The following is a 15369-nucleotide window of genomic DNA, read 5'->3' as shown; positions in this document are numbered from 1 at the left end:
GTCAGCCGCGGTACTCGGCGGCGAGCGCGGCGGCGCCGACGATCCCGGCGGCGTTGCGCAGCTCGGCGGGGATGATCCTGGTGCGGAGGTCGAGCAGGGGCAGGAACTTCTCGTGGTTCTTGCTCACGCCGCCACCGACGACGATCAGGTCGGGCCAGAACAGGTTCTCGACGACCGTGAAGTAGCGCTGCAGCCGCTCGGCCCACCCGGCCCAGTCGAGCCCGTCCCGGTCGCGCGCGCTGTCGGCGGCACGCGACTCGGCGTCGTGCCCGTCGATCTCCAGGTGGCCGAGCTCGGTGTTGGGGACCAGGCGTCCGTCGACGATCAAGGCCGACCCGATGCCGGTACCGAGCGTGGCGACCAGCACCACGCCGTCGACACCCTTGGCCGCGCCGTAGAGGACCTCGGCGTAGCCCGCGGCGTCGGCGTCGTTGACGGCGAGGACCTTGCGGCCGGTCGCGCGCTGCACGGCCTTCTCGACGTTCGTGCCGATCCACGACTTGTCGACGTTGGCAGCCGACTGCGCGACGCCGTGCAGGATCACCGCGGGGAACGTGACGCCGATGGGGACGTGCTTGTCGAGGTCGAAGGAGTCCACGATCTCCGCGACGGTCGCTGCCACCGCGTCGGGCGTCGCGGGCTGCGGGGTGGGGATGCGGAGCCGATCGGCTGAGAACTCGCCGTCCTTGAGCGAGACGGGGGCTCCCTTGATCCCGCTGCCGCCGATGTCGATGCCGAACGCAGTCGCGTGCAAGGTGTCGTGGCTCATGGCAGGGTCAGGATCTCCGCTCCGGTCTCGGTGACGAGCAGGGTGTGCTCGAACTGGGCGCTGCGGCGACCGTCGGCTGTCAGGACCGTCCAGTCGTCGTCCCACATGACCCAGTCCGGTGTGCCCAGGTTCAGCATGGGCTCGATCGTGAAGACCATGCCGGGCTCGATGAGGGTGTCGTACGCCGGCGCCGCGTCGTAGTGCGGGATCACGAGTCCGGTGTGGAACGCGGGGCCGACGCCGTGCCCGGTGTAGTCGCGGACCACGCCGTAGCCGAACCGGGCCGCGTACTTCTCGATCACGCGACCGATGATGTTCACCTCGCGCCCGGGGACGACCGCCTTGATCGCGCGAGCGAGCGCCTCCTGCGTCCGCTCGACGAGCAGGCGCGACTCCTCGTCCACGTCGCCCGCCAGGAACGTCGCGTTGTTGTCCCCGTGCACGCCCCCGATGTAGGCGGTGACGTCGATGTTCACGATGTCGCCGTCCTCGACCACGGTCGAGTCCGGGATGCCGTGGCAGATGACCTCGTTGAGCGAGGTGCACAGCGACTTGGGGAACCCGCGGTAGCCGAGCGTCGAGGGGTACGCGCCGTGGTCCAGCAGGAACTCGTGGCCGATGGCGTCGAGCCGGTCGGTGGTCACGCCGGGCTCGATGTGCTCTCCGATGAGTGCGAGCGTCTGCGCGGCAAGGCGCGCGGCGACGCGGATGCGGCCGATCATCTCGTCGTCGAAGACGTTCGGGCCGGTCCAGCGCGCGGGACCTGGGTGGCCGACGTACTCGGGGCGGGCGATCGACGACGGGACGGGCCGACGGGAGCTGAGGGTGCCCGGGACCAGGGCGCTTCGCGGCGCGTGCACGGACGACATACCTGGCAGTCTACGGACAGGAGGGCATCGAGGCTGTCCGTGGATGCCCGCCACGAGAGGAGTGCGCGATGGCTGACGGGTTCTACTTCAACATCGAGACCCACCAGGTCGAGGAGGGCCGACAGAGCGACTACACCAAGCTCATGGGCCCGTACCCCACGCGTGAGGCGGCGGCGCAGGCGCTCGAGACGGCGCGTCGGCGCAACCAGGCGTGGGACGAGCAGGACGAGAAGGGCTGAGCGTCAGCGCCGTTCCACGGTCGCGACGATGGGGCGGTGGTCGCTGCCACCTGTCGCCGGGAGGACCTGGAAGTCGACGACCCGCCACGCGCGTCCGTCGACGAGGACGTGGTCGATGGGTGCCGCCAGAAGGCTCGGTGCCGACGAGGGCCACGTGCCGAACGCCGCCTCACCGGCCTGTCGGGCCGCGTCGACGCACGGACCGAGGTCGCGCAGACCCGGGTGGTCCAGGGTCGCGTTCAGGTCGCCCGCGACGATGGCGCCGGGCGTCCTCGCGCACTGCTGGGCGATGAGCCGGGTGTCGTCGCGCCATGCCGACATCGTCGAGCGTGCGCCCGGGGAGATCGGGTGCGCCGCGACGAGGACGGGGGAGTCGGCCGGGTCCACGGGGTCGACGCGCACCGAGCCGAAGTGGGTAGTCAGCTCCTCGGCGTCGCCGTAGGCACCCAGACGTTCGCTCACGAGGAGCGTCGTGGAGGCGACGTCCGGGGTGCTGCCGGTCCCGTTGAAGGTGCGCATCGGCCGGCCGGTCTGCGCCATCAGGGCGGCGACCTTCAGGCCGGTGTGCGGGGACGTCTCCGGCAGGACGACCACATCGGCGTCGTACGCGTCGACGAGGTCGAAGATGTCGTGCGGCGGGACGATGTCGAGTGTGTTGAACGACAGGACGACGACGGCGTCGGAGCGCGGTGCCGCCGTGGTCTCCTGCGGAACGCTGCGCCACACGAGAACGGCCGCCTGAGCGACGGCGCCCACCGCGAACGCGAGGACCAGGGGGAGCAGCGTGCGACGTGTGCCCGGCACGACGACGAGCAGGATCGCGGCCGTGAGCGCCCCGAGCCCGAGGATCGCGCGGAACGAGACGAGCTGGGCGACCGGGTAGACGCCGGACGCGACGGGTAGGGCGAGTCCGAGCAGCACGACACCGAGCACGATCCCGGCGACGAGGACCGTGCGGCGTGCCGTCATGCGTCGAACTGGTGCCCGGAGTCCGGGAACGTGCCGTTGCGGACCTCGTCCGCGTACGCGGACGCGGCAGCCGACAGTGCGGCACCGACCTCGCCGAAGCGCTTGGCGAACCGCGGCGACCAGTCGGTCATACCGGCCATGTCGACCCAGACGAGCACCTGCCCGTCACAGCCGGCGCCTGCGCCGATGCCGATCGTCGGGATGGCGACGATCTCGGTGATCCGTGCGGCCACGGGTGCCGGCACCATCTCGAGCACCACCGCGACGGCACCCGCGGCAGCGACGGCGACCGCGTCCTCGCACAGCACCTCGGCGGCGTGGTCGCCACGACCCTGGACACGCGGGCCACCGAGCAGGTTCTCCGACTGCGGCGTGTACCCGAGGTGGGCGACGACGGGGATGCCGGCGTCGGTGATCGCCCGGATCTGCGGCGCCACGCGCTTGCCGCCCTCGAACTTCACCGCGGCGACTCCGGTCTCCTTCATCATCCGCACGGCGGTGGCGAGCGCCTGCTCGGTTCCCGCCTCGTAGGAGCCGAACGGCAGGTCGGCGACGACGAACGCACGCTGGGCCGCTCGGGCCACCGCGCGGGCGGGGGGGATCAGGTCGTCGACCGTGACCGGCAGCGTCGTCGTGTGCCCGTGCATGGTGTTCCCGATCGAGTCGCCGACCAGGAGCATGTCGATGCCCGCGGCGTCGAAGATGTGCGCCGTGACGGCGTCGTAGGCCGTGAGCATCGTCAGTCGCTCACCGCGCTCCTTGGCCTCGCGGAGGTGGTGCACGCGCACGCGCTTCGGGGTCTGGCTCATCGTTCGAGGCTCCTGTTGTCGGTCAGTCTCATGCTTCGCGCCATGCAGTCGTGATGGGAAGTCGCCGATCCCGCCCGAACGCCAGAGCGGTGACCTTGGTGCCGAGCGGGTACTGCCGGCGCTTCCACTCGGCGCGGTCGACGAGGGCGAGCACCTTGTCGACGACGGCCGGGTCGAAGCCTCGCGCGAGGAGCTCGGGCCGGCCCTCCGCGTGCTCCACGTAGGCGTCCAGCACCTCGTCGAGCAGGTCGTACGGCGGGAGCGAGTCCTGGTCCACCTGCCCGGGACGCAGCTCCGCCGACGGTGGCTTGGTGATCGACGACTCCGGGATCGGTGGCAGCTCGCCCGCCTCGAGCGCCGCGTTGTTGCGCCACCGGGCCAGCGCCCAGACGCGTGACTTGTCGACGTCCTTGATGGGGGCGAAGCCGCCGATGCTGCCCGCGTCGTAGATCGTCGTGTAGCCCGTCGCGAGCTCCGACTTGTTGCCCGGTGCGATCACGAGGTGACCTTCGCGGTTGGAGATCGCCATGAGGATCACGCCGCGGACGCGCGCCTGCAGGTTCTCCGCCGCGACGCCCTCCAGGGGGATCTCGCCCTCGAACGCGTCCACCATCGACCTGATCGGCTGGACCCGGTAGTCCGCCCCGATCCGCTTGGCCAGGTCCTGCGCGTCGTCCTTGCTGTGCTCCGAGGAGTACACCGACGGCATGGAGACGCCGACCACGTTCTCGCCGCCGATCGCGTCCGCACCGATCGCCGCGACCAGCGCGGAGTCGATGCCACCGGACAGGCCGAGCAGCACGGAGCGGAACCCGTTCTTGCGCACGTACCCGCGCAGGCCCGCGACGAGGGCCTGGTAGACCTCCTCGTCGGGATCGAGCGTCCGGGCCTTCGGGCCTTCCGACGGTGCGTCGTCGTCGTCGAGCAGGTCCCAGACCAGCAGGTGCTCCTCGAACTGGGGTGCGTTGGTCAGCACGCGTCCGTCCGTCGCGATCACGAACGAGCCGCCGTCGAACACGAGGTCGTCCTGGGCGCCGACGAGGTTGACGTACGCCACGGGCGCCTCGACCTCGTGCGCGCGCCGCGCTGCGAGCTCGACGCGCTGGTGGCCCTTGCCCTCCTCGTAGGGCGACGCGTTGAGCACCACGAGCAGCGAGACCTCGTGCTCGTCCATCTGCGAGACCGGCCCGCCGTCCTGCCAGATGTCCTCGCAGATCACGACGCCGACCCGGCGCCCACGGACGTCGATGACGAGCACGTCGTCGCCGGGGGCGAAGATCCGGTACTCGTCGAAGACGCCGTAGTTGGGCAGGTGGTGCTTGTTGTAGCGCTCCTGCACCGTGCCGTACTGCAGCAGGGCCGCCTGGTTGGTCGGCCGCCGAGGGCCTTCCGGAGCGTGGGGCTCGTGCACGGGTGTCACGGACCGCTCGCCGACGGTTCCGACGAGCACGGCGAGGTCACCGAGTCCGGCGTCAGCCAGCGCCGTGGCCGTGGACTGGAGCGCTGCTTCGGCGCCTCGTCGGAACGACGCGCGCAGCGCGAGGTCCTCGATCGGGTAGCCCGTCAGCGTCATCTCGGGGAACACGACGAGGTCGGCGCCGGCGTCGGCGGCCTTGCGCGACCACGTGAGGACGGCGGCCGCGTTGGCGTCGACGTCGCCCACCCGTGTGTCGATCTGCGCCAGGGCGACGCGAGCGTGAGGCATGAGGTCGAGCCTAACCATCACGTCGGAGACTCACGTGGTCGCGTGGCGCGACTCACGCAGGACACCCATCACGGACAGTGACGCTCGGAACCGCAGTTCATCAGGCAGGATGTACCGCATGGACAGGCAGCAGGAGTTCGTGCTCCGCACAGTCGAGGAGCGGGACATCCGCTTCATCCGCCTCTGGTTCACCGACGTGCTCGGGATCCTCAAGTCGGTGGCGGTCGCCCCGGCTGAGCTCGAGGCCGCGTTCTCGGAGGGGATCGGGTTCGACGGGAGCGCGATCGAGGGCCTGACGCGCGTCTACGAGGCGGACATGATCGCCCGCCCGGACCCGTCGACGTTCCAGGTGCTGCCGTGGCGCGGTGAGCGGCACGGGACCGCGCGCATGTTCTGCGACCTGCTGACCCCGAACGGCGAGCCGTCGCTCGCGGACTCGCGCAACGTGCTCAAGCGCGCGCTGTCGCGGGCGGCCGAGCAGGGGTTCACCTTCTACACGCACCCCGAGGTGGAGTTCTACCTCTTCGACGCCCCGGCGGACCCGACCCAGCCGCTCGTCCCGGTCGACCAGGGCGGGTACTTCGACCACGTCCCGCGCGGCACCGCGCACGACTTCCGGCGCGCCGCGATCACGATGCTCGAGTCGATGGGCATCTCGGTCGAGTTCTCCCACCACGAGGCCGGACCGGGCCAGAACGAGATCGACCTGCGGTACGCCGACGCGCTGACCACGGCCGACAACATCATGACGTTCCGCACGGTCGTCAAGGAGGTCGCGCTCGAGCAGGGCGTCTTCGCCTCGTTCATGCCCAAGCCGCTCGCCGACCAACCCGGCTCCGGGATGCACACGCACCTGTCCCTGTTCCAGGGCGACGCGAACGCGTTCCACGAGGCCGGCGGACGCCTCGAGCTCTCCAAGACGGCGCGGTCGTTCATCGCCGGACTGCTCAAGCACGCGGCCGAGATCACCGCCGTCACCAACCAGTTCGTGAACTCCTACAAGCGGCTGTGGGGCGGCGCCGAGGCGCCGAGCTACATCTGCTGGGGTCACAACAACCGCTCCGCGCTGGTCCGCGTGCCCATGTACAAGCCCGGCAAGGGCAACTCCAGCCGGATCGAGTACCGCGCGGTCGACTCGGCCACGAACCCGTACCTGGCGTTTGCGGTGCTGCTCAACGCAGGCCTCAAGGGCATCGAGGAGGGCTACGAGCTGCCCGAGGGCGCCGAGGACGACGTCTGGGAGCTGACCGACGCGGAGCGCCGCGCGCTCGGCATCGAGCCGCTGCCCACGTCGCTGGACGCCGCGATCTCGATCATGGAGAAGTCCGAGCTCGTGGCGGAGACGCTGGGCGAGCACGTGTTCGACTACTTCCTGCGCAACAAGCGCCAGGAGTGGGACGCCTACGCCGCACAGGTCACGCCGTACGAGCTGCGGCGGTTCCTGCCGGTGCTGTGACGATCTCGTCGTCCGGCCGGGGCGCGACGCTCGCCGGGCGCCTCACGCGCGTGGGCGTCGCCGACGCGCCGCGCGCCGAGAGGTTGCTCGCGGACGCCGCGCTGCTGGCGATCGTCGAGCAGCCCGCGGACCTGCTGCTCGGGTCGTTCACGGACGTCGCCGACCCCGACCAGGCGCTGCTCGCGCTCGCGAAGCTGGCGGGCGCGGTCGTGGACGACCCGGAGCTCCGGGACGTGCTGCGCGAGATCCTGGTCGACGACGGCGGGCCGCGCGCGCGGCTGCTCGCCGTCGTCGGCGCGTCGGTCGCCCTCGGCGACACGCTCGTCGCGCATCCCGAGGCGCTGGCCATCCTGCAGGACGAGACCCCGGGCACCGGTGTCGCCGTTGACGCGGTCCGCGCCGAGCTCCTGGCCGCGGTGGGCGCCGACCCGGACGCCGACGTTCCCGTCGCCTCGGTGGCGGGTCAGCCAGGGATCGACGCGATGCGCAAGGCGTACCGCTTCCGCCTGCTGCGGATAGCCGCGACCGACCTCACGAGCACCGATCCACTGAGCCGCCTCCCGGGTGTCGCGGCCGCGCTCGCGGACCTCGCCGCCGCGGCGCTCGAGGCGTCCCTCGCCCTCGCACGTGCGGACCTCGACGACTTCGGTCTCGGTGTCCGGCTGTCCGTCATCGGCATGGGCAAGTGCGGCGGTCGCGAGCTCAACTACGTGAGCGACGTCGACGTGATCTACGTCGCCGAGCCTGCCGATGGCGTCGACGAGGCCGAGGCACTGTCCACGGGAGCACGGCTCGCGGCGGGGCTGGCCCGAGCGTGCTCGACGCCGTCGCTAGAACCCGCGCTGTGGCCAGTCGATGCCGCGCTGCGACCGGAGGGCAAGAACGGCCCGCTGGTGCGCACGATCGCGAGCCACAAGGCGTACTACGAGCGCTGGGCCAAGACGTGGGAGTTCCAGGCCCTGCTCAAGGCCCGGCCGCTGGCGGGCGACCGGGCGCTCGGCCAGGAGTACGTCGAGATGACTCAGCCGTTCGTGTGGGGCGCGGTGACCCGCGAGCACTTCGTCGAGGACTCGCAGGCGATGCGCCGGCGCGTCGAGAGCTACGTGCCCGCGGCCGAGGCCGACCGGCAGATCAAGCTCGGCGTCGGCGGTCTGCGGGACGTCGAGTTCACCGTGCAGCTCCTCCAGCTGGTGCACGGGCGCGCCGACGAGTCGATCCGCAGCCCCAGCACCCTGACCGCGTTGGCGGCGCTCGCCGCGGGCGGCTACGTGGGGCGGTCGCACGCCGCGCAGCTGGCCGTCTGCTACCGGCTCATGCGGGCCCTGGAGCACCGGATCCAGCTGCACCGGCTGCGTCGGACGCACCTCATGCCGACCAGCGAGCCCGACCTGCGGAGGTTGGCGCGCTCCGTGGGGATGCGCTCGGAGGGGGCCGACGGGCTCGTCGAACGGTGGAAGGCCGCCAAGCGCGACGTCCGACGCCTGCACGAGGAGCTGTTCTACCGCCCGCTGCTCCCGGCGACGGCCCAGCTGTCGACGGAGGAGGCGAACCTGTCGCCCGACGAGGCCCGCGCTCGCCTCGCCGCGATCGGGTACCTCGACCCCGCGGGCGCCATGCGACACATCGCTGCCCTGACCGAGGGCCTCTCGCGACGCGCCGCGATCCAGCGTCAGCTGCTGCCGGTGATGCTGGGCTGGTTCGCGGACGGCGCCGATCCCGACGGCGGGCTGCTGGCGTTCCGTCGGCTCTCCGACGAGCTGGGCGCGACGCACTGGTACCTCAAGCTCCTGCGCGACTCCGGGACCGCGGCCCAGCGGCTCGCGCGCGTGCTCTCGACGAGCAGGTACGTGGCCGACGCTCTGACGCGGTCGCCCGAGTCCGTGACGTGGCTGGCCGACGACGCCGACCTCGAGCCGCGCAGCCACGAGCGCCTGACGGCTGAGGCCGACTCGATCCTGACGAGGTCGGACGAGCCGGTGAAGGCTGCGACGGCGCTGCGGGGCCTTCGTCGGCGGGAGCTGGCGCGCACCGCGGCGGCGGACGTCACCGGTGCTGTCACCGGCACCCGCGCCTCGCGCAGCCTGAGCGTGGCGGCGGACGTCGTGCTCGTCGGCGCCCTGCGGGTCGCCGAGTGGGAGGCCAGGCGTACCCGTGGTCTCGACGAGAACCCGACGCGCATGCTCGTGGTCGCGATGGGGCGCTGGGGCGGCTCCGAGATGGGCTACTCCTCGGACGCCGACGTGCTGTTCGTGCACGACCCCGTGCCAGGTGCGGACCAGGTGCTCGCTCAGGAGTTCGCGCTGTCCGTCACGACGACGCTGCGCACGCTGCTCGGGTCGGTCGGGCCGGAGCCCGCGCTCGAGGTCGACGCCGACCTGCGTCCGGAGGGCCGCAACGGGCCGATGGTGCGGTCGTTCGACTCCTACGCCGAGTACTACGACCGCTGGTCGTCGCCGTGGGAGAGCCAGGCGCTGCTCCGCGCGCGCCCGGTAGCGGGTGACGAGGAGCTGGGGGAGCGGTTCGTCGAGCTCGTGGCACCGCTGCGCTACCCCGAGGGTGGCATCGACCCGTCGGTCGAGCGCGAGATCCGCCGCATCAAGGCACGCGTCGAGTCGGAGCGGCTGCCTCGCGGCGTCGAGCCCGCTCGGCACCTCAAGCTCGGCCGTGGCGGGATCTCGGACGTCGAGTGGACCGCTCAGCTCCTGCAGCTGAAGCACGCGTACGAGGCTCCGGGCCTGCGCACCACGGGCACCCTGGAGGCGCTCGATGCGGCGGCGGAGGCGGGGCTCCTCGACGAGGACGACGCCCTCGTTCTGACGGATGCGTGGCAGCTCGCGTCGCGGCTCAGGGACGCCAACGTGCTGTGGACCGGTCGCGGCGGCGCCCACGCCAACCTTCTACCGCACGACCGGCAGGCGCTGGCCGGTCTGGCCCGGGTCGTCGGTTATCCCGCCGGTTCCGGCGGCGAGCTCGAGCAGGACTACCTGCGGACCGCGCGACGGGCCCGCGCCGTCGTGGAACGCGTCTTCTACGGCTGATCTCGGCGTTCATTCTCGGGATGCCCTCGCGCTCTGACCAGCGGAACTGCCATGCTGCAGGAGACCGCGCCCACAGGACATGGCGCGGTTCCAGACGAGCAGTTCACCTGTGCCGGGAGGGCCCGTGGTCGAGAACAGTCCGACGCCTCGCAAGCCGAGGAGCCCCCGCGGGAAGCCGGATGCGACGGCATCCCCGGCCGCAGAGCCGGAAGAGGTCACCCCGGCTGAGGCGGCCGAGGTCCCGGTCGAGGGGCCCGCAGACGAGATCGCGTCGGACATCGCTGCCGACGAGACCGCCGAGGGCGGGCTTGTCGAGGAACCGGTCGAGGAAGTCGTCGTCGAGGAGTCCGTCGAGTCGGCGCAGAACGACACGGAGCCGGTCGTGGTGGGCTCGCAGAACGACACGCAACCGATCGTGGTCGGTTCGCAGAACGACACAGCGCCGATCGTCGTCACCGAGGCCGCGCCTGTGCCCGAGCCCGCCGACGGCTCGGCGTACCTGCTCGCCCGCCTCGAGGCGCTCGAGGCCGAGAACGCTGCACTGCGCGCCGCGACGGTCGCTGGGCCGCCCGTCCGCCGTCGTCGTAAGCCGCTGCGGACGACCGCCGCCATCGTCCTCATCCTGATCGGCGCGCTGCTCGCGCCCGTCGCGGTCGTGGGTGCGTGGGCTCGCCAGCTGGTCGTCGACACCGACGCCTACGTTGAGACCGTCGCGCCGATCGCCAGTGACCCCGGGGTTCAGGCCGCCGTCACCAACCGGGTCACGACCGCCGTTGTCGACGCACTGAATGTCGACGACCTCACGACCCAGGTGGGCGATGCACTGGCCCAGCTGGACTTGCCGCCCATCGTGGCGACCGGCATCCAGTCGCTGAAGGGGCCGCTCGAGGACGCGGTCACCGGGTTCGTCCACAAGCAGGTCGCCAAGATCGTCAGCTCCGACGCCTTCGCAGCGACGTGGACCGAAGCCAACCGCACCGCGCACGAGCAGATCGTCGCCACGCTGCGCGGTGACCCTGACGCAATCGGGCAGATCAGCGACAGCGGCCAGCTCGTCATCGACATCACGCCGATCATCGAGCAGGTCAAGCAGTCGCTCGTCGACGCCGGCTTCGAGCTCGCGGGCAGGATCCCGACCGTCAAGGTGACGTTCCCGGTCGCGTCCAGCGCCGACTTCGTCAAGCTGCAGAACGCGTACAACGCAGTCGACATCGGCGGCAGGGCACTCCCGTGGATCTCGCTCCTGCTGCTCGCGGCGGGCGTCCTGGTCGCCCAGCGGCGGTCGCGTGCTCTGGTCATCGCCGGGTTGGCGCTCGCGGGGTCGATGGCGATCCTGGCGGTCGGTCTGGCGATCGGTCGATGGTTCTACACGAACTCGCTGCCGCCGACCGTCCAGCGACCCGACGTCGCGATCACCATCTACGACCAGGTCATCTCGCTGCTGCGCGTCGAGCTCCGGGTCGGGCTCGTGCTGGGCCTCATCGTGGCGATCATCGCGTTCCTGGCCGGTGGCACGTCGGCGGCGCGGTCCGTGCGCGAGACGTCCGGCAAGGGCGCCGCGTGGGTGCGGGGGCTCGGCGACCGGCACGGCGTGAGCACCGGCCCTGTCGGCGCGTGGCTGTACAACCAGCGCGTGCTGATCCGCGTCGTCGTGGTCGGCCTCGCGGTCCTCGTCCTGGTGCTGGCCGACCGCCTGACGGGTAAGGCGGTGTTCGCCGTCGCCGTGGTCGCGCTCCTGATCCTGGGAATCGTCACGCTGCTCGCTCGGCCGAGCAGCACGGAGGAGCTCACGGAAGCTGCGGGCTGATCGTCGGGCAGTCGGCGCTCCAGCGAACCGCTTGGACGTCGGCTGCCCGGCTCCGCCCGAGGTTCCACGCCATCGGTCCGCCCCACGTCGGTGCTCGGTCCGCACCTGTGAGCAGGCATGACCGCAGCGGCTCGTCGAGCCGATCCATCGCGGGCACCGCGTCCGACGACAAGCTCCACAGGTAGAGGACGTCGACCGGCGCGTTCTGCTCGCTCGCGGCGTTGTGGCGCACGATCTGCGCGTCGGGGTTGATGAGCGCGAGGCCGAGCATCGCGACGGCGACCACCTGGACTGCCGCAGAGGGCAGCCAGCCACCCTTCCACCGCACGCCGGCGACGAGCACGAGCACCAGCACGACGCCGAGGACCACCTCGGCGACCGCGACCAGCAACCGCAGCCGGGTGAGGCCGTACTGGTCGACGTACAGGTCCATCCGGCGCAGTGCCGACGCGACGACGCCGAGCGTCGCGAGGCACAGGACGGCGAGCGCGGCTCGGGTCAGGAGCCGGTCTCGTCCGGTCGCGCGTGGTGCCCGTCGGGCGGCGACGGCGACGACGACGAGGGCGAGCGCCGTCGCGACGACGAGCTGCCAGAACCCTTGCCGCGCGTACGCGGCGTACGTACGGTCCCCGATCTCGCCGCGCACCAGCGTGTCCGCCTGGACGAGCACGAATGCGACGACGAGCGCGTCGAGCGCCACGATCGGGAGCAGCCACTCGCCTCGTCGGGCCGCGGCCGCAGGTGCGAGCCGGGCGTCGGACCAGCTCGGTGGTGCGGTCGCGAGCTGCGCGAACGTCGCTGCGACGAGGACGACGACGGCGCCGACGGCCAGCTGGGCAGGCAGCCACCGGGCGTCGACGGTGGGCACGGCGCTGGCGAAGGCGCTGTCGGCGCTGGTGAACAGCAGACCGAACACGAGCAGCAACCCGACGGTGATCCCGACGCTGCGCAGTGCGACCAGCAGCTGTGCTCGTCGCGACCCCGCCAAGCGACCGACCCCGGCCCCGAGCCAGGGCGTGGCACGCCAAGCACCGGCCACCCAGGACAGGGGCGCGGTGAGATGCGCCGAGGAGGACCTCGCTCCGATGATCGCCGACGCACCCGTCCAAGCGGCGACGACCGCGCAGAGACCGGCCACCCAACCGGCGGAACGGAGGGCGACGACCGACAGCAGCGCGACCGAGAGCGCGGCCGTGGCGAGGTCGGACGCAGACCGGCGCCGCCAGAGCGTCGGTCCGGCAGCGGTCCACACGAGCGCGCCGGCGAGGGCCGCCCCGAGCCCGGGCTGGTGACCGACGAGCGCAAACCCGGCGAGTGCGCCGACGACGAGGCAGGTGCCGAGCACGAGGTTCGTGATCGGCCTCTCGCGCGTGGCGGACCGGAACGTCGCGAGCAGGGTGACGAGCCGCCCGGGCGGCTCAGGCGGGCCGTAGACCGGCGACGGAGTGCCGTATGGGCGGAAGGACGGAACCTGTGCTGGGTGGCTCGCATCGGTCATGGGGTCACGCTAGGAATCCTGTGAGCTCCCTGTCCGGCACTCCGGAGGGGGTCGCGTGCACGTTGTGTGCACGGGCGTGCAGGTGTCGTGACCAGTCAGGACGGCTCGGCCGTGAACCGTCCGCCGGTCGGTGTGCCGCGTGGTGCGCGGGCCTGGGCGGAACGGCCGGTGGCCCGCGTGGGTCGAGGTGCCGGAGCGCTCGCCCCGTCGAGGAGCCTGCGGGTGCGCGACCGCACCATCTCCCAGGCGGGCTCGCCGACGCCCGGGTGCTCCCCGTGGTCGATCGTCTCGAGTGCGGCCGTCAGGGCCGTCAAGGTCGCGTGGACCGTGCCGGTCGCGTCGCGCGCCGTCAGCCCCCAGGTGCGCCCCTCGGCGACCAGGTCGTCGGCCGAGAGCGTCTCGGTGTCGCGTGCCCCGTGGACGTCCATCGCGAACCGGGTGCTCGCTTGGGCGAGGTGACGGTGCATCGCGACGTCGTAGGCGGGCGCGAGCGCGACGGACCCGTCGTCGTGGTGCACGAGGGAGATGTTCTTCGCGTGCGCGTCGGTGTTGCCGATCGCGAGGTTGAACGTCGTCAGCGCCAGCAGCCCAGTCGGACGGACATCGCCCATCGCGACGAGCCGCTCCGCCAGCGCCTTGAGCGAGGGGAGCCGACGCCCCCACTGAAACTTGCTGTCCGGGTCGCGGGTGTCCAGGCCGAGCAGCTGGGCGCCGTCCTCCTGGTGGATCCGGTCGACCGTCCCGTCGGGCAGGACGCGCCGGTCGTAGCGCTCGACGACGATCGCGCGCCGACCCGCGAACGTCGCGATGCTCGCCTGGACCGTGCTCAGTCCGCACACGCGGGCGAGCGCGAGGGCGGCGGCCTCGGTATCGATCAGGTCGGCCGCTCGTGAGTCGGCGGGACGGGAGAGCTTGACGATGTGCGTGGACGGCGTGCGCCCGCTCGGCTCGGCCCAGCCGTCCGGCGTGCGGACCAGCACGATCTTGGTCTCGAGCCCACCGAGGGAGTTCAGCTGGTCGGCCGCGCCGCTGACTCGCGCCTGGTCCAGCAGCTCGCCGATGCGCTCGCCGGTCGCTGCACGCGCGTCGCCGCCGGCCGCAGGGTCGGTGCCCTGCGGGACCAGGACGAGTGCGCCCGCGGTGTCCTGCCCGTAGACGCCGAGGAACGCGACGACGTCGTCGGGGTCGACGCCCGCCCGGTTCGCGAGCTCCGTGCGCGCGCGCCCCTCGGGCAGCAGCCCCCGCAGCCAGGCACCGACCCGTGCCGAGCTCGGGGCGCGGGTGGACAGGGGGAGCAGCCCCGAGACGACCGACGAGTTCAGGCCCCAACGATCCAGCGCGTCGCCGGTGAACGCCAGCTCGGGTCGGCGGTCCCGGCCCGTCGCGATGCTCGCGACCAGGGTGCCGTACAGCCAGGCGTCCAGCGCGTCGACCGTCATCGCTGACGCAGCTCGAGCTCGACGTCGAGGCGGTTCATCAGGGCGAACAGACGCGTCGCGTACAAGGTCGGAACGCCCGCCTCGATGCGCTGCAGCACCCGACGGTCGATGCCGAGCTCGGTCGCGAGCGCATCCTGCGACAGGTTCGCGCGCTCGCGTGCCCCGCGCAGGAACGCGCCGAGGTCGGCGGCGCTGCGCGGGCGTGCCCAGATGTTCTCGTCGGCCATGGCCCCTGCCTCGTGGTGGCGGCAATAATGACGCTATCCGTCAGGGCGACAATACTGCCGCCACAACGGTTTGTCACGATAGTGACGCCATCCCACCAGGACGTCGGCCCGGTCTACCTCCGGCGCAGCTCGAGCACGGGGATCACGCGGGAGGTCTTCTGCTCGTAGGAGCGAAATCCCGCCGACCGCGCTGTGAACAGCGCCCACGCCGCATCGCGCTCCGGGCGTGGCAGGTCGACCGCGTCCACCTCGACCGTGCCGTCGTCCGGGGTCTCGATCGTGACCTCGGGGTGCGCGACGAGGTTGTGGTACCAGGCCGGGTTGTGGTCGCGGCCGGCCGCGGAAGCGGCGACCAGCCAGGTATCGGGCGACGTGCGGATCCCCGCGACCGGGTTGATGCGCTCGACGCCACTCTGTGCGCCTCTGTGGTGCAGGAGCACCAGACCGCGACCGAAGCCGTTGGTCTGCACCGTGCCACCGTTGGTGCGGAACTCGTCGATGATCTGCTGGTTCCAGTCGCTCACGGGCTCAGTCTCACCCCGGG

General features: G+C 71.8%; 13 protein-coding genes. 4 read left to right on the top strand and 9 right to left on the bottom strand.

Annotation, left to right across the window (positions count from 1 at the left end; translation table 11 throughout):
- Nucleotide 1: 1 nt before the first annotated feature.
- Entirely contained in the window at nt 2-769 is a 768-nt protein-coding gene (gene ppgK, locus AC1DPN_RS12250; RefSeq protein WP_477085014.1) for a polyphosphate--glucose phosphotransferase, read from the bottom strand.
- Nucleotides 766-1638 (bottom strand): type I methionyl aminopeptidase, encoded by an 873-nt coding sequence (gene map, locus AC1DPN_RS12245; protein WP_477085013.1) that lies wholly within the window; start codon nt 1636-1638, stop codon nt 766-768. The genes ppgK and map overlap by 4 nt, the downstream gene beginning before the upstream one ends.
- Nucleotides 1639-1706: 68 nt before the next feature.
- Here map and AC1DPN_RS12240 point away from each other — a divergent pair, with 68 nt between their 5' ends.
- Complete coding sequence (locus tag AC1DPN_RS12240) at nt 1707-1877, top strand: SPOR domain-containing protein (protein ID WP_477085012.1); 171 nt, start codon at nt 1707-1709, stop codon at nt 1875-1877.
- 3 nt (nt 1878-1880) lie between these two features.
- Here AC1DPN_RS12240 and AC1DPN_RS12235 read toward each other — a convergent pair whose 3' ends face one another.
- Genes AC1DPN_RS12235 through AC1DPN_RS12225 form a run of 3 tightly spaced genes read right to left on the bottom strand, consistent with a single transcriptional unit; the run spans nt 1881 to nt 5360 of the window.
- Nucleotides 1881-2846, bottom strand: a complete 966-nt coding sequence (locus tag AC1DPN_RS12235; RefSeq protein ID WP_477085011.1) for an endonuclease/exonuclease/phosphatase family protein — start codon at nt 2844-2846, stop codon at nt 1881-1883.
- The gene (gene panB / locus AC1DPN_RS12230) at nt 2843-3655 is read right to left on the bottom strand and encodes a 3-methyl-2-oxobutanoate hydroxymethyltransferase (protein ID WP_477085010.1); all 813 of its coding nucleotides are present in this window, start codon (nt 3653-3655) and stop codon (nt 2843-2845) included. Before panB ends, AC1DPN_RS12235 begins: the two co-directional genes overlap by 4 nt.
- 28 nt (nt 3656-3683) lie before the next feature.
- On the bottom strand, nt 3684-5360 hold the full coding sequence (locus tag AC1DPN_RS12225) for an NAD+ synthase (protein WP_477085009.1): 1677 nt from the start codon (nt 5358-5360) through the stop codon (nt 3684-3686).
- Nucleotides 5361-5478: 118 nt separating this feature from the next.
- Between AC1DPN_RS12225 and AC1DPN_RS12220 the strand changes: the two genes are divergently transcribed.
- The 3 genes from AC1DPN_RS12220 (at nt 5479) to AC1DPN_RS12210 (ending at nt 11661) form a co-directional block, all read left to right on the top strand.
- A complete protein-coding gene (locus tag AC1DPN_RS12220) occupies nt 5479-6816 on the top strand; it encodes a glutamine synthetase family protein (RefSeq protein ID WP_477085008.1) in 1338 nt (445 codons plus the stop codon).
- Nucleotides 6817-6818: 2 nt separating this feature from the next.
- The gene (locus tag AC1DPN_RS12215; RefSeq protein WP_477085209.1) at nt 6819-9854 is read left to right on the top strand and encodes a bifunctional [glutamine synthetase] adenylyltransferase/[glutamine synthetase]-adenylyl-L-tyrosine phosphorylase; all 3036 of its coding nucleotides are present in this window, start codon (nt 6819-6821) and stop codon (nt 9852-9854) included.
- Nucleotides 9855-9978: 124 nt separating this feature from the next.
- Nucleotides 9979-11661 (top strand): hypothetical protein, encoded by a 1683-nt coding sequence (locus tag AC1DPN_RS12210; RefSeq protein WP_477085007.1) that lies wholly within the window; start codon nt 9979-9981, stop codon nt 11659-11661.
- On the opposite strand, the gene AC1DPN_RS12205 is transcribed toward AC1DPN_RS12210, so the two are convergent.
- The 4 genes from AC1DPN_RS12205 to AC1DPN_RS12190 all read right to left on the bottom strand — a co-directional run bounded on the left by AC1DPN_RS12205 (nt 11642) and on the right by AC1DPN_RS12190 (nt 15349).
- Complete coding sequence (locus tag AC1DPN_RS12205; protein ID WP_477085006.1) at nt 11642-13159, bottom strand: DUF4153 domain-containing protein; 1518 nt, start codon at nt 13157-13159, stop codon at nt 11642-11644. The genes AC1DPN_RS12210 and AC1DPN_RS12205 overlap by 20 nt on opposite strands.
- Nucleotides 13160-13254: 95 nt before the next feature.
- The gene (locus AC1DPN_RS12200) at nt 13255-14598 is read right to left on the bottom strand and encodes a HipA domain-containing protein (protein WP_477085005.1); all 1344 of its coding nucleotides are present in this window, start codon (nt 14596-14598) and stop codon (nt 13255-13257) included.
- A complete protein-coding gene (locus AC1DPN_RS12195) occupies nt 14595-14825 on the bottom strand; it encodes a helix-turn-helix domain-containing protein (RefSeq protein WP_477085004.1) in 231 nt (76 codons plus the stop codon). Before AC1DPN_RS12195 ends, AC1DPN_RS12200 begins: the two co-directional genes overlap by 4 nt.
- Nucleotides 14826-14938: 113 nt before the next feature.
- Nucleotides 14939-15349, bottom strand: a complete 411-nt coding sequence (locus AC1DPN_RS12190) for a nitroreductase/quinone reductase family protein (RefSeq protein ID WP_477085003.1) — start codon at nt 15347-15349, stop codon at nt 14939-14941.
- Nucleotides 15350-15369: the final 20 nt, after the last annotated feature.

Source organism: Cellulomonas sp. P4_H4, assembly GCF_056400865.1.
This window is presented reverse-complemented; position numbering and strand designations above follow the sequence as displayed.

Bases quoted from the DNA above. Each gene is read 5' to 3' on its own strand.
- AC1DPN_RS12195 (WP_477085004.1), bottom strand. From the start codon at position 14,825: ATGGCCGACGAGAACATCTGGGCACGCCCGCGCAGCGCCGCCGACCTC.
- map (WP_477085013.1), bottom strand. From the start codon at position 1,638: ATGTCGTCCGTGCACGCGCCGCGAAGCGCCCTGGTCCCGGGCACCCTC.
- AC1DPN_RS12205 (WP_477085006.1), bottom strand. From the start codon at position 13,159: ATGACCGATGCGAGCCACCCAGCACAGGTTCCGTCCTTCCGCCCATAC.
- AC1DPN_RS12220 (WP_477085008.1), top strand. From the start codon at position 5,479: ATGGACAGGCAGCAGGAGTTCGTGCTCCGCACAGTCGAGGAGCGGGAC.
- panB (WP_477085010.1), bottom strand. From the start codon at position 3,655: ATGAGCCAGACCCCGAAGCGCGTGCGCGTGCACCACCTCCGCGAGGCC.
- AC1DPN_RS12225 (WP_477085009.1), bottom strand. From the start codon at position 5,360: ATGCCTCACGCTCGCGTCGCCCTGGCGCAGATCGACACACGGGTGGGC.
- AC1DPN_RS12240 (WP_477085012.1), top strand. From the start codon at position 1,707: ATGGCTGACGGGTTCTACTTCAACATCGAGACCCACCAGGTCGAGGAG.
- AC1DPN_RS12200 (WP_477085005.1), bottom strand. From the start codon at position 14,598: ATGACGGTCGACGCGCTGGACGCCTGGCTGTACGGCACCCTGGTCGCG.
- ppgK (WP_477085014.1), bottom strand. From the start codon at position 769: ATGAGCCACGACACCTTGCACGCGACTGCGTTCGGCATCGACATCGGC.
- AC1DPN_RS12235 (WP_477085011.1), bottom strand. From the start codon at position 2,846: ATGACGGCACGCCGCACGGTCCTCGTCGCCGGGATCGTGCTCGGTGTC.